The sequence below is a fragment of the Aliamphritea spongicola genome, from assembly GCF_017051665.1.
Lineage (GTDB): Bacteria > Pseudomonadota > Gammaproteobacteria > Pseudomonadales > Balneatricaceae > Amphritea > Amphritea spongicola.
Window position 1 is genome coordinate 1,107,507 of record NZ_JAFIDL010000001.1, and the last position, 13,579, is coordinate 1,121,085.

10 protein-coding genes are annotated in these 13,579 nt (G+C 51.9%); 4 read left to right on the plus strand and 6 right to left on the minus strand.

All coding sequences use genetic code 11. The features are described from left to right. Positions 1-722: 722 nt before the first annotated feature. Positions 723-2,003: a citrate synthase gene (gene gltA / locus JYB63_RS05090; RefSeq protein WP_205656702.1), complete on the plus strand. Its 1,281-nt coding sequence runs from the start codon at positions 723-725 to the stop codon at positions 2,001-2,003. Positions 2,004-2,097: 94 nt separating this feature from the next. On the opposite strand, the gene rlmKL is transcribed toward gltA, so the two are convergent. Then, complete coding sequence (rlmKL, locus tag JYB63_RS05095; protein WP_205657036.1) at positions 2,098-4,281, minus strand: bifunctional 23S rRNA (guanine(2069)-N(7))-methyltransferase RlmK/23S rRNA (guanine(2445)-N(2))-methyltransferase RlmL; 2,184 nt, start codon at positions 4,279-4,281, stop codon at positions 2,098-2,100. Positions 4,282-4,798: 517 nt separating this feature from the next. Between rlmKL and rmf the strand changes: the two genes are divergently transcribed. Then, positions 4,799-5,008 carry a ribosome modulation factor gene (rmf, locus tag JYB63_RS05100; protein ID WP_205656703.1) on the plus strand — a complete coding sequence of 70 codons (210 nt, stop codon included), beginning with the start codon at positions 4,799-4,801 and terminating at the stop codon, positions 5,006-5,008. Between the two features lie 125 nt (positions 5,009-5,133). Here the strand turns inward: rmf and JYB63_RS05105 are convergent, their stop codons facing one another. Both JYB63_RS05105 and JYB63_RS05110 read right to left on the minus strand, forming a co-directional pair. Then, positions 5,134-6,162 carry a quinone-dependent dihydroorotate dehydrogenase gene (locus JYB63_RS05105; RefSeq protein ID WP_205656704.1) on the minus strand — a complete coding sequence of 343 codons (1,029 nt, stop codon included), beginning with the start codon at positions 6,160-6,162 and terminating at the stop codon, positions 5,134-5,136. 74 nt (positions 6,163-6,236) lie between these two features. Then, the gene (locus JYB63_RS05110) at positions 6,237-6,455 is read right to left on the minus strand and encodes a DUF2835 domain-containing protein (protein ID WP_205656705.1); all 219 of its coding nucleotides are present in this window, start codon (positions 6,453-6,455) and stop codon (positions 6,237-6,239) included. A 256-nt stretch (positions 6,456-6,711) separates the two neighbouring features. Here JYB63_RS05110 and JYB63_RS05115 point away from each other — a divergent pair, with 256 nt between their 5' ends. Next, positions 6,712-8,520 carry a BatD family protein gene (locus JYB63_RS05115; protein ID WP_205656706.1) on the plus strand — a complete coding sequence of 603 codons (1,809 nt, stop codon included), beginning with the start codon at positions 6,712-6,714 and terminating at the stop codon, positions 8,518-8,520. Here JYB63_RS05115 and JYB63_RS05120 read toward each other — a convergent pair whose 3' ends face one another. Further along, positions 8,521-9,423 (minus strand): TIGR01777 family oxidoreductase, encoded by a 903-nt coding sequence (locus JYB63_RS05120; protein WP_205656707.1) that lies wholly within the window; start codon positions 9,421-9,423, stop codon positions 8,521-8,523. It abuts the gene before it with no gap. 178 nt (positions 9,424-9,601) lie between these two features. On the opposite strand from JYB63_RS05120, the gene JYB63_RS05125 reads away from it, so the two are divergent. Continuing rightward, positions 9,602-10,216 (plus strand): riboflavin synthase subunit alpha, encoded by a 615-nt coding sequence (locus JYB63_RS05125; protein WP_205656708.1) that lies wholly within the window; start codon positions 9,602-9,604, stop codon positions 10,214-10,216. Between the two features lie 149 nt (positions 10,217-10,365). Here the strand turns inward: JYB63_RS05125 and mqo are convergent, their stop codons facing one another. Together mqo and JYB63_RS05135 are read right to left on the minus strand one after the other, a co-directional pair. Next, complete coding sequence (gene mqo, locus JYB63_RS05130; protein ID WP_243431802.1) at positions 10,366-11,868, minus strand: malate dehydrogenase (quinone); 1,503 nt, start codon at positions 11,866-11,868, stop codon at positions 10,366-10,368. 516 nt (positions 11,869-12,384) lie between these two features. Next, complete coding sequence (locus JYB63_RS05135) at positions 12,385-13,323, minus strand: bile acid:sodium symporter family protein (RefSeq protein WP_205656710.1); 939 nt, start codon at positions 13,321-13,323, stop codon at positions 12,385-12,387. Positions 13,324-13,579 lie beyond the last annotated feature (256 nt).

Consider the following 13,579-nt stretch of genomic DNA (forward strand, 5'->3'; position numbering starts at 1 on the left):
GCGAGAGTATACCAGCTCGCACTAATATTACAATTAAGCAACAGGTCTCTAAGCCCTTTGTCTAGGTACTTACAGCCAGATTTGGCGATCAGAAAACAGCCAAAAACACCTCTTTCAGACCCCAATCCGTTTTTCTCCATGCGACAGAATATGTCGCATATACCATCGTAAAACCCGCGCCATACTTGGCCTCAGGCAAAATTGATTAACCTGCATAATAGTGTCAACATTCCGGCTTCTCCACTCGTGATGGGTAGTGTTAAATTTTTTTTAAAAACCTTATTTTTACCCCCTCCCGGAAGCGACATCCAGAATCATACAAAAGTCGCTATCTGCGGCATAAACACTTAAACACCCACCTGATTAAATACACTTAACTAATTGATAAACAAAAACTTAATCCCGAAAAAGATCAAAAAACAACCCATGCTGCACCGCAGCACAAGAATCCGAATATAAATTGACAATTTCGTGTAAGTCTCTATATTGTCTGGGTCCTATTACGAGCAGAGACTCAGACGAAACCCTGAAAAAAGCTTGGCAACCGTCAGAAATTGTTATCAATCTGGCAGTTGGACCAAGAGCGGTTTCCCTAACGTGACTAGTATTACAGGAGCCTCTGAGCAAACCCGACCGCCTGCTTTATATAGCCAGCGCCGGTCCTGCGGTTCCCTCAAAGGCTCTTGAGTCATTCAGATAACCAGAAATGATAGGAGCCTCTAATGGCTGACAAGAAAGCACGCTTAACGGTCGATGGTCTCGAGGAAGTCATCGAACTTCCGGTTTATTCCGGCACCACAGGTCCCGATGTGGTTGACGTACGCGCTCTGACTAGCAAAGGCCTGTTCACTTATGACCCTGGCTTCGTTTCCACCGCAGCCTGCGAGTCCAGCATCACTTATATCGATGGTGCCAAAGGTGTACTGCTGCATGGCGGCTACCCGATCGAACAGCTGGCAGAAAATTCCGATTACCTGGAAGTCTGCTTCTTACTTTTAAATGGCGAACTGCCTACTCCGGAACAGAAAGAAGTCTTCGTCAAGACTGTTAAGAACCACACTATGGTTCACGAACAGATGACACACTTCTTCAACGGTTTCCGCCGTGACGCTCACCCAATGGCTATCATGGTAGCGGTTGTCGGCGCACTGTCTGCCTTCTACCACGACTCCCTGGATATCGACGATGCGCACCACCGCGAAGTGTGTGCTTTCCGCCTGATCGCCAAAATGCCAACCATTGCTGCCATGTGTTACAAGTACAGCATTGGCCAGCCATTCCAGTACCCGCGTAACGAACTGGACTATGCAGACAACTTCCTGCAAATGATGTTTGGCAACCCGTGTGAAGACTATGTAACTAACCCGGTACTGGCGAAAGCTATGGACCGCATCTTCCTGTTACATGCAGACCACGAGCAGAACGCATCTACTTCTACTGTACGTCTGGCAGGCTCCTCCGGCGCTAACCCGTTCGCCTGTATCGCTTCCGGTATTGCGGCACTGTGGGGCCCGGCACACGGCGGTGCAAACGAAGCTGTACTGACCATGCTGCAGGAAATCGGTGACGAATCAAACATCGACGAATTCATCAAGCGCGCTAAAGATCCTGAAGACTCTTTCCGCCTGATGGGCTTCGGCCACCGTGTATACCGTAACTTTGACCCACGCGCCAAAGTTATGAAGCAAACCTGTGACGAAGTACTGGCTGAGCTGGGTATTGAAAACGATCCTCTGCTGAAGATCGCTAAGCGTCTGGAACAGATCGCCCTGGAAGACGACTACTTCATCCAGCGTAAGCTGTACCCGAACGTAGATTTCTACTCCGGCATCATCCTGAAAGCTATCGGTATCCCAACTAACATGTTTACCGTTATCTTCGCCCTGTCCCGGACAATCGGCTGGATCTCTCACTGGAGTGAATTCCACAGCGGCCCGAACAAAATCGGTCGCCCACGCCAGCTGTACACCGGCCCAACCAAGCGCGATTACGAGAAGAAGTAATCCCACTGGCAAGCCACAAAAAAGGCCATCATCAGATGGCCTTTTTTATTGTCTTCAGGTCAGCACCTTAACGACTGACAACTCCCCTTCCAGCTTATTCCGGTTTTACAAACTCAAAACAGCAGTGAATTTTAGCATTACGCTTAAAATCCAGATCAATGGTTGAACGGGTAATATCCTTCACCTGATAGCGCTGCTGCAGCGCCTCATCCAGCTTAAAGCGGCGATAATTATTAGAGAAGATAAGCTTGCCACCCGGGCGCAGTAACTGCATAGCCTGATCCACCAGCATCACATGATCACGCTGCACATCCAGCACATCATGCATGCGCTTGGAATTCGAGAACGTCGGCGGATCCATAAAGATCAGATCAAACTGCTGCCCCTTTTGCGCCTTGAGCCACTTAATACAGTCTTCCTGCAGAAAATGGTGGCGGGTTTCAGCAAAACCGTTCAGCGCAAAGTTCTTACGCGCCCAGTTAAGGTAGGTTGCCGACATATCAACACTGGTAGTCGAACGGGCACCGCCCTTCGCAGCATGCAACGAAGCCGTCGCGGTATAGCTGAACAGGTTAAGTACATCTTTACCCGCTGACTGCTGCTGAATCTGCAAACGTACCGGACGGTGATCCAGGAACAGACCGGTATCCAGATAATCCTGAAGATTGACCAGAATCCGGCAGCCGCCTTCCTGCACTTCAAAGAAATGCTCCGTCGCATTCTGCTTTTCGTACTGGCTGCTGCCCTGCTGACGGCGACGCTGCTTCAGCACTACCTTATCCGCCGGCATTTCCAGCAGACCAGGCAAAACCTGCATGACTTCCTGCACCCGCTCAAATGCCTTAACTGAATCCACACTCTTAGGTGCGGCATATTCCTGCACGTGCAACCAGTCACCGTAACGGTCTACCGCAACCGCATACTCCGGCAGATCCGCATCATAAATCCGGTAACAGCTGATATCCTGCTTACGGGCCCATTTACCCAGCTGCTTTAAATTCTTCTTCACCCGGTTGGCAAACATGGTCGCCCCTTCGGACAGAGCCACCGCACCGGCTTCAGTTTTATACTTTTCCTGATCCCGCTGTGCCTTTTCTGCCGCCTGCGCAACCTCTTCTTCAGTACGGGCGCGGATATCAAACATCAGCAACTGGCTTTCCAGCGCACCGTTATACAGCTTGTAACGCTTATCCACCGCCAGCTTCATCATCTTGCACAGTTCCGGATTACCGGTAAATACTGCAGCACGCCAGCCGGCAAAATGCGCCTTAAGCCGCTCACCAAGATGCTGATACAGGAAATACAGCGTTGGCTCATCACCCAAACGCTCACCGTACGGAGGGTTGGTCAGCAACAGACCCTGTTCCATTTTCGCCGGCCGCGACAGCTTGGCCAGCTCGCGACGCTCAAAATGCATCAGATGATCAACCCCGGCACGACGGGCATTTTCCTGAGCAGTTGCCAGCACCTTGGCATCAGAATCAAAACCTGCCAGCTTGATATTAACAGCTGCCAGACCAGCATCACGGCGCGCTTGTGCCTCTTCCAGCAATACACGCCATACCGACGCCTTGTGCTGCGGCCAGTGGGTAAAACCAAACTCACGGCGCTGCAGGCCAGGGGCAATATCTGCGGCCATCATCGCCGCTTCAATTAACAGAGTACCTGAACCACACATCGGGTCGATCAGCCCCTGCCCCTGACTGAAGAAGTCTTGCCACTGGCTGCGGTATAGCAGCGCGGCGGCCAGGTTTTCCTTCATAGGCGCTTTACCCGCCTGCAGACGATAGCCACGACGGTGTAAACTGTCCCCTGACAGGTCCAGACAAATCCGCAACTTACCCCGGTTCAGGCGCACATTCACCCGTAAATCCGGACGCAGACGATCCACAGATGGCCGCCGCCCCGTTTCTTCACGGATCTGATCAACGATTGCATCCTTAACCTTCTGAGAACCAAAGCGGCTGTGACTGATCGCCTGAGACTGACCGGAAAAATCCACTGTCAGTGTGCCACTGGCCCGCAGATGATCCAGCCAGCCAACCGCACGCACCGCCTGATACAGATCATCAGCGGTTTCAACTTCATCAGCTTCGTGTAATACCAGCAAGACCCGGTTAGCCACCCGCGACCACAGACACACCCGGTAAGCCTCAGCCAGCTCGCCGGCAAAACTCACACCCGCCAGGGTCTGACGGCAGTCCGTCACCCCCAGAGATTCAAGCTCATTAAATAAAACAGGCTCCAGGCCTTTGGGACAGGTAGCAAAAAAATTCATATCAGACAGGTATTCAAATAGATGGATGCGGGACACAGATTGTCAGGACACGCATGGTAACGCGCCGGCTCACATAACACCAGCCAAACAGCGCCAGATACCGGCCCTGCGCACCTTACACAAACCGTCACCGCTAGATCAAAATTCCCGAAAAACAACTTTCACAGGAAGAAATGGGTACAAATATTGAGCCATATCAGATGAAAATATTTCAAACATTTATTTGAAAAACATCTACAGGAATTAACTGTTTGAAAAAGCTGAATTATTGCATCTGCGAAGATTACAAATTTATTAAAAGCTAACCGTTAATATGCTTTTTTAATTACACAGCGAAGCTGAATTGAGTATAAATGGTGGAGTGCGATGTTCAGAGGCAAGAGCATTCTGCCCCTGATTCACAGAGAAATGGATAGCTATTATTGCTGGCAGATTATCAAGAGTCACCCCACAGCTAAGGGATTCCAGAGGACGGCTATCCTGCCTTCAATGTTAAACCTTAAAGAGAGGTTGTCTTATGAAAAGACAAAAGCGAGATCGTTCCTCCGTACTGTTCAACCGTGGTTTTCAGGCAGGCCTGATTGGCAAATCCCGGGACGAGTGTCCCGTCAATAACGTCAATGATTTACGCAGTCACTGGATGAGTGGCTGGAGAGAAGGCCGCGAAGCACACTGGAACGGTCAGTCCGGGGTCTCAGCTATTAACATTAACCCGTCTCTTCATTAACACCCGACCGAATCCTGCCAGCCTTCCGGTCGCAGGATTCAGATAGAACACTCACTTTTCCTAACCCATTAAAAAAGGGCCTGAAACACAGCTTCAGGCCCTTCTTTTTATCCCGGCAAAATAACTCAGCTCTCTCTCAGCTCAGCAATGGCCTGAACAGAATCCCGGATAAGCGCCGGCCCCTGATAGATGAAACCGCTGTAAATCTGCACCAGGCTGGCACCGGCTTCAATCTTCTCCCGGGCATCAAAGCCATCGGTAATACCGCCCACACCGATAATCGGTAGTGCACCATCCAACTCACGGGCCAGAATCCGTACCGCCCTTGTAGACCCACTGCGAACCGGCGCACCGCTCAGGCCACCGGCCTCATCACCGTGCTGCAGCCCCTCCACCCCTTCACGGGACAAAGTAGTATTGGTTGCAATCACGCCGTCCAGTTCAAACTGTTTCAGGGAAGCGGCCACCAGACCAAACTCTTCTTCATTCATATCCGGTGCAATCTTCACAGCTACCGGTACATACTTGCCGAACACCTGTGCGAGCTTAGCCTGCTCTTCTTTCAGATTCTCCAACAGCTCATTCAGGGAATCACCAAACTGCAGGTTACGCAGGCCCGGTGTATTCGGCGAAGAAACATTCACCGTAATATACGTCGCCTTATCGTAGACCTTACGCATACACAGCAGATAATCATCCAGCGCACTCTCAACAGGGGTATCAATGTTCTTACCGATATTAATCCCCAGCACTCCGGTGTAACGGCTTCTGGCTACATTCTCCAGCAGGGTATCCACCCCCAGATTATTAAAACCCATACGGTTAATAATCGCGTACTGCTGTGGCAAACGGAAAATCCGTGGTTTCGGATTACCCGGCTGCGGCCGCGGGGTTACAGTGCCCACTTCCACAAAGCCAAACCCCAGAGCTGCCATTGCATCAATGGCGACGGCGTTTTTGTCCAGACCTGCCGCCAGACCCACCGGATTGGGAAAATCGATACCCATCACATTCACCGGCAAATCCGGTTGCTTGCACGCCAGCAATTTATTCAGTCCGCTGCTGCCCATCAGCTGCATGCTTTTCAGAGTCAGGTCATGGGAAACTTCAGGATCAAGCTGAAACAGTGCAGAACGAGCGAGTTGATATAACATTGGCGGCCACATATCGGATTAAAAGTCAGGCGGCATTATAAGCAATCGGTGAAACAGAGTAAAAAGCCATCCCTTTATAAACGCCGGATATCGCTAAATTTTCCCTGATCATCGAAGCGAATCACAAAACTTCCACTGATTCCGCTGTGCAACAGAAACGGCCGCAGTATTTCAGCCGGAAACCGGATACGCCGACCGTCCCGGCTACGGGCAAGAACATTTTTCGCCGTACCGCGGTAATGCTGTAAAAACTCTTCGCTGCTCAGGCTGATATCAACAATTATCTGCTGCATAATCCCGCTTAAAATTCATTCCAGTATTGCCGGTATTTTATATCAGGAAAATATCAGGTTTCCACGACAATCAATGACCAGAATGCATCTGAAAAACGCTTAACAAGCTGACATTGCCAGCTTTTTAACACCCGCACTTCATGGCCACTGGGATTTACAGAAAACCCCGTTATAATCCTAAGCTTAAACTTCCGCTGCCTGCGACCGAAACTGCCGGCATATAGACTATCAGCGCAACAGGATCTCACCTGCCAGTATGCAACGCTTACTTAATTTTTTTGTCATTCTGTCAGGCACGTTAAGCCTGTTGTATTCCGGTCTGCTACTGGCACAGGTAGGCGTTTATCTCGACCGCTATGCCATCAATGAAAATGAAACCGTCCTGCTGACCGTCGAAGTGGATCAGCGGAGCGCCCGCCGTCCGGACTTTTCCCCCCTGAATAAAGATTTTCATTTCCTTGGCAGCAAGCAAATGAGTGTTTCCAGCCACACCAATGGCAACAACACATACAGCAGCCGCTGGCAGATATTGCTCCGCCCGCGTAAAAGCGGTGAACTGCAGATTCCCGAATTACTGATCAACGATGAAGTCAGCCCGACCATTTCCCTGACAGTACTGCCATCCCAGAACCGCCCGGCAGCTGCTGCCCCACAGAATGAGTTCATTGAGCACAACGTCGATAACAACGAAATATATGTGAACAGCCAGTTGCTTTACAGCATCAAGGTATTTCACCAGGAACCCCTTGCACAGCTTGCACACCTGCAACAGCCGGAACTGGACAATGCCGAAGTCAAGCCATTAGGAGAACCCCGCCAGTACACCACCCGCTTTCAGGGAGAAAGCTACCAGGTACTGGAACATAACTATGCAATATTCCCGTTGCAGCCGGGCCAGTTAGTTATTCCTCAGGCCAGTTTCCGTAACGGCCCCGGCGCAGCTGAGGTAACCAGCCCGCCACTGAATATCGCCATTCTGAACCAGGCGCCTCAGGATCCGCCCGGTTTCTGGTTACCTAGCAGCAAAGCCAGCATTACCGAAAACTGGCAGATGCCTGAACCACTGGTGCCGGGCGCCGCCATCAGACGGACAATTACCCTCAGCGCTGAAGGTGTTCCTGCCAGCAATCTGCCTTCACTGATGCCCCTGCGAAACGAACTGGCACGTATTGCCATTGAAGAAGTTACCCTGAATGAAGAAGTCACCGGCGCAGGGTTGGTAAGCAGCCGGACGGAAGTCATTACCATTATCCCCACCGAACGGGGTGAAGTAACCCTGCCACAAATCGTGATTCCCTGGTGGAACACCGAACGTGACCGTAATGAAAGAGCTACCTTGCCAAGTGCCATCCTGCGGGTGATTCCAGGTGCTGCACCGATCAGCATCGGTGAAAGCCTGCCACCGGCTGATGCCGTTAAAACAATGGCTCAGACAGAACCGGCTCAGAAAGCAACTGCTGCCCCGGCAATGCAAGAAAACACGGCAACAGAGCCAGCGGCGCCTGCTAACGCGCAGCCTGTCCCTGCTCCAGCCACAGATACAACGCCGGCCCTCCCTCTGGCATCACCGCAGGATAACTCACTGCCTTTCATTGTCTGGCTGTTAGCAGGTTTCAGCATTCTCTGTGCTCTGGGCTGGCTGTATACCTTTGCCCGGCTGCGCAAGATGAAACAGGATCCCTTCGCACCGTCTATGCCTCTGACAGAAGACCAGACCGCTGCTCCTGAAGCCGTTGAAGAAGAACTGGATGCAGCCGATCTGATGGCCATTCAGCTCGCTGAAGAAGAAGCCTTTAACGCCACCATACAGGCCTGTCATCAGGGCATGGCGCTGGAAGCCCGGCTAATGATGCTGGAATGGGCCCGGTACATCTGGCCGGATAAAGAAGTACAGAACAGCATGGACATGATCAACGCCAGCGGTAGCAAAACCCTTGAGCTGCTGCTGATTGATCTTGAAAACCATATTAATGAACACGATACGGATGACTGGGCCGGTGACCTGCTCGCCAACGCCCTTTATAAAATCCGGGAACGCCAGTCGGTGCTGTTACAAACCCTCTGATTATCCGTCAGCCAGAACCGCTTCAAGGGCTGCCGGCAATTCAGGATAACTGAACCGGTAGCCAGCCTCTTCTATGCGCTGCGGATAGACCCGCTGTCCTTTTAACAGCAATACAGCCCCTTCCCCCAGCATCAGCCCCGGTACAAACCCGGGCAAGGGTAATATCGCCGGACGATGCAGCGCCCTTCCAAGCTCAGCACTGAATTCGGCATTGCTGACCGCACCGGGAGCGGTCAGGTTATACGCGCCGGAACATTCTGAATGCTTCAGCAAATACACAATGATCGCCAGTTCATCCTGAAGGTGAATCCATGACATCACCTGCTCACCGGACGCAATCCGCCCCCCCAGCCCGAACCGGAACGGCGGGAGCATTTTCGCCAGCGCACCGCCTTTACCCAATACAATTCCGGTACGTAACAGACATACCCTTACACCGGATGCTTCAGCCCGCAGCGCACTCTCTTCCCAGCACCGGCAAAGCTCATGGGTAAACTCATCATGGGGCTCAGCATCTTCAGACAACACCCGGTCAGACGGCTGACTGCCGTAATAGCCGATAGCAGAACCACTGAGAAAAACTGCCGGCTTATTCTGCAGACGCTCAACCAGCGCCACCAGCGCATCCGTCACAGCAACTCGGCTATTGAGCAGTAACTGTTTACGTGCTTCTGACCAGCGGGCATCCGCAATGCCTTCCCCTGCCAGATTAATGATCGCATCGATATGCACATCATCCCCAAGGTGATCCAGTGAAGTAACACCACTGACGCTGTCTGCGAATAAACGCCGCAGTTTCGCTTCTGAGCGAACCCAGAGCGTCAGCGAATGACCTTCAGCCAGCAATACCGGCACCAGCGCCTGACCAATAAATCCTGTTCCGCCACTCATCAGAATATGCATACGATTCCCTCATTCCTTGTTCCGGCATCTGTGCATGCGCAAAACTGCACAGACTCTTTACAATCTTATACCTTGAAATCCATCCTGTGGATCTCTATATAAAGATCTCAGCTAAGACACTTGACGTTAATACAGCTTAATCCCCCGGCAGCCTGCTGCCTACAGATGAGAGATAACTATGTTCACAGGTATCGTACAAGGCATCGCCACTGTCACCCAACTGGAACGACAGGAAAACTTTATGCGGCTCACACTGGAGCTGCCACAGGCCAGTTGCGATAACCTGCAAACCGGTGCCAGCATTGCCGTCAACGGCACCTGCCTGACCATTACCGGCTTCAGCGGCCAGTTGGTCCACTTTGACCTCATCATGGAAACCCTGCGGGTAACCAACCTTGGCGCACTGCAACAGGGGGATAAAGTAAACTTTGAGCGGGCGGCGCGCTTTGGCGATGAAATCGGTGGCCACCTGTTATCCGGCCACGTGCACAGCCAGATCAGCCTGCGCAGCAAAGACACCCCGGCGGATAACTGCATCCTGTGGTTTGACGTTGCACCTGAATTTATGAAGTACATCCTGCCGAAAGGCTTTGTCGCCCTGAACGGCTGCAGCCTCACTGTCGGTGAAGTCAGTGACAACGGCTTCAATGTATACCTGATTCCCGAGACGCTCTCCGTAACCACCTTCGGCACTGTTCAGCCCGGCGATACCATCAATCTGGAAATCGACAGCCAGACCCAGGCAGTGGTGGATACCATTGAACGCTATATGGCGCACCGGAGCGACAGCTAACGCATCCACAAGCGGGCTGCTTCAGCAAAACAGTAAGGAAAGCAGTAAGCCCCCTACAGAGCCCCCCTACCTTACATCTGGCCTGAAACATACAGACGAAAAAAAACCGCAGCACCCGGCTGCGGTTTTTTGTCACTCAGTAAAAAGACTTACGCCTCTTCAGCGCCGTACTGATCATCAATTTTCAGCACAGACAGGGTACGCTTACGAATCCGGCGCAGCAGCTCATCATCTGCCACCAGATCTTCACCGTAAGACTCAACCATCTGCTTCAGCTTGGCCTGCCACTCTGGAGTAGCAACCTGCTCAGGGAAGCAGCGATGAATCACATCAATCATGGTCATGGTAGCTGTAGACGCCCCCGGAGAAGCGCCCAGCAGCGCAGCCAGCCGGCCATCGGCAGAGGAAATAACCTCGGTACCGAATTCCAGTTTGCCCTTACCCTTATCATCTTTCTTAATGATCTGTACCCGCTGACCGGCATAAGACAGTTCCCAGTCTTCATCTTTAGCATCCGGGAAGAAACGGCGTAAGGCATCCACGCGGTCACTGTGTGACTGCATCACTTCGCTGATCAGATAACGGGTCAGGTCCATATTCTTGGCACCGACCGACATCATTGGCTTAAGGTTATTCAGACGCACACTCAGCGGCATATCCAGCACAGAACCTTCTTTCAGGAACTTAGTAGTAAAACCGGCGAAAGGCCCGAATAACAGCGCACGCTTACCGTCGATCACCCGGCTGTCCAGATGTGGAACAGACATCGGCGGCGCACCGATTGGCGCCTGACCATACACCTTGGCCATGTGCTGCTCAACAATTTCCGGCTTATTACATACCAGCCACTGACCGCTTACCGGGAATCCGCCGTAACCGTCACCTTCACTGATGCCGGATTTCTGCAGCAGTGGCAATGCACCACCACCGGCACCCAGGAAGACAAACTTAGCCCGCAGTTTAGTCTCTTTACCCTTCAGAGACTTAAGCTCAACCCGCCAGTCGCCATCGCTGTACTGGGACAGATCTTCAACCGCATGGCCCAGCAGTAACTCAAAGTTATCCTGCTTCTGCAGGTAATTCACCATGTTACGGGCCAGAGAACCGAAGTTAACATCCGTACCGTAACGCACACGGGTAGCTGCTACTGGCTCATCCGTCGGGCGATTCTGCATCACCAGTGGCATCCACTCATTCAGCACAGCCGGATCTTCAGAATATTCCATATCGGCAAACTGAGCACTCTTGCTCAGGGCCGCATAACGCTTACGCAGGAAAGCAACATTCTCTTCACCCCACACCAGACTCTGATGCGGTACGTTGCTGATGAACTGTTCAGGCTCAGGCAGGCAGCCCTGCTCAACCAGATAGGACCAGAACTGCAGACTGGCTTCAAAAGACGCGTTAATGTTAAAAGCTTTATCAGTACTGACACTGCCATCGCTCTGCAACGCTGTGTAGTTCAGTTCACAGTATGCCGCATGGCCCGTACCGGCATTGTTCATTGCATCGGTACTTTCATTCGCCACGTGGTCTAGACGCTCGACCATGGCAATCTTCATGGAAGGATCAAGCTGTTTAAGCAGCACACCCAACGTGGTGCTCATCGCACCGGCACCCACCAGTAATACATCAACAGTTTTCGAGGTCATAAATCTCCGCCATTTAAACCTGGACATTAACGCTGCTATCAACACTGCACCGCAACAAATCGGCAGAACCGAAATCCCGCCGGCGGTAACAGCACTGGGTAAAGAGCTTCTGCAGTTTAGTTGCTGCAGCATCCATCTGGGTAAATGAACCAGCTTTCGTTATTAACGAAGCAGAATTACCGCCCAGGATGGAATTTGTGGCGCTGATTATACTGATTATGACCGAAAAAGCTTGTGGCACCGGATAATAAAATACTATCCCTTAGGCGGATACTCCCACTAAGGTCTATACAATAATCCTCTTCTACAGGAATCATCACGCTGCACCTGCAAAATCACCGGTAGCTGTTTCTCAAAACAGAAATCACTGCCATCAGCCCGCATATCAGGGCCTTATGACAGCACCTGACCTGATAAACCCTAGTGCAAATTCGGCTAACCGCCAGCCCCTGAAACAACAGATACCGGCAATACGCCTCATAGTGATAGCTAAAACGCGTCTCAGCCTAGAACAACTCAACGTAAAATCGCTGGACTGTGCCCGGAACGGCCCGGCAGGTTACGCCAGATGATCAGCCCCAGTGCCGGCACCTGCATAAATATCCCATACAGGAGAACCGCAACGGACATTTCATTATTCTGCAAAACCACTGCTGTAATCACCAAGCCTGTGCCCGCATTCTGGATTCCCGTCTCAATCGCCAGCGTCAGTGCCCGGGGCGTCCCCACTCTCAGCTTATGGCCGGCCATATACGCCAGTAACATTGCGCCGGTGGCCAGGGTTAAAATCGCCGGCGCCAGTACCGGGAGCAATTGCATCAGCCCCTGAATCTGAGCGGCCGTGAGTGTTATTACCACCACCAGCATAACCAAAGCAGCGGCGGCTTTTATCCAGCGCTGTGCCCGAATACAAAACCCGGTTTGCCAGTGACGGCAAAGCATTCCCAGTATCACCGGCAAAACACCGATCGCCAGCAGCTTACCGATTGTCGCCCCCACCGGAAAATCAATGGCTAAATTGCCCAACTGCAACTGCTGCAGGGCCAGCACACTGAGCACAGGTAAGGTAAAAGGAATAATCAGCCCGGATAAAACAGTCAGGCTGACCGACAATGCAGTATCCGCCCGGCACAGCAAACATATCAGATTAGAAGTGGCACCTCCCGGTGCGAAGGTAACAATCATCAGGCCCGCCGCCAAAACAGCCGGCAGCCCAAATAAAGCCACCACAGCCAACCCCAGCAAGGGCAGCAACACTAACTGCAACAGCCCTCCCAGCACCAGCACACCAGGTCGCGACAGTAACGCGCTGAAATCTTTAACCGACAGTGACAGCCCCACGGCAAACATCACGGCAAAAAGCCCCAGGGGTAAGAAGATAGCAACTGTATCCGGGCTGTTCATAAGCAGGTCTGTACTCCGTTGCAGACAGGTTTCAGAAGTTTTCGCCATCATAGGGCTTACCCGCCCCGGATAACATAACCACCTCTTATCCGTTAGTCGTATAAGTTGCTAAAAAAACACCCGGATAACATCCTGTTTTTGCTGCCTTTACCGGCATCAGTAAAAACAGTTGCCTGGCTATAAATCTTTTCCCCAACCGGCACCCAAACCCCGGCAGTACAGGGCCTGAAAAGATCTACTCACATATCTTGTGGATAACGCTGTGGGTAGCCGTTCAAAAAACCGCCAACGCCCCCATAACAGTGCT

Bases quoted from the DNA above. Each gene is read 5' to 3' on its own strand.
- gltA (WP_205656702.1), top strand. From the start codon at position 723: ATGGCTGACAAGAAAGCACGCTTAACGGTCGATGGTCTCGAGGAAGTC.
- rlmKL (WP_205657036.1), bottom strand. From the start codon at position 4,281: ATGAATTTTTTTGCTACCTGTCCCAAAGGCCTGGAGCCTGTTTTATTT.
- rmf (WP_205656703.1), top strand. From the start codon at position 4,799: ATGAAAAGACAAAAGCGAGATCGTTCCTCCGTACTGTTCAACCGTGGT.
- JYB63_RS05105 (WP_205656704.1), bottom strand. From the start codon at position 6,162: ATGTTATATCAACTCGCTCGTTCTGCACTGTTTCAGCTTGATCCTGAA.
- JYB63_RS05110 (WP_205656705.1), bottom strand. From the start codon at position 6,455: ATGCAGCAGATAATTGTTGATATCAGCCTGAGCAGCGAAGAGTTTTTA.
- JYB63_RS05115 (WP_205656706.1), top strand. From the start codon at position 6,712: ATGCAACGCTTACTTAATTTTTTTGTCATTCTGTCAGGCACGTTAAGC.
- JYB63_RS05120 (WP_205656707.1), bottom strand. From the start codon at position 9,423: ATGCATATTCTGATGAGTGGCGGAACAGGATTTATTGGTCAGGCGCTG.
- JYB63_RS05125 (WP_205656708.1), top strand. From the start codon at position 9,602: ATGTTCACAGGTATCGTACAAGGCATCGCCACTGTCACCCAACTGGAA.
- mqo (WP_243431802.1), bottom strand. From the start codon at position 11,868: ATGACCTCGAAAACTGTTGATGTATTACTGGTGGGTGCCGGTGCGATG.
- JYB63_RS05135 (WP_205656710.1), bottom strand. From the start codon at position 13,323: ATGATGGCGAAAACTTCTGAAACCTGTCTGCAACGGAGTACAGACCTG.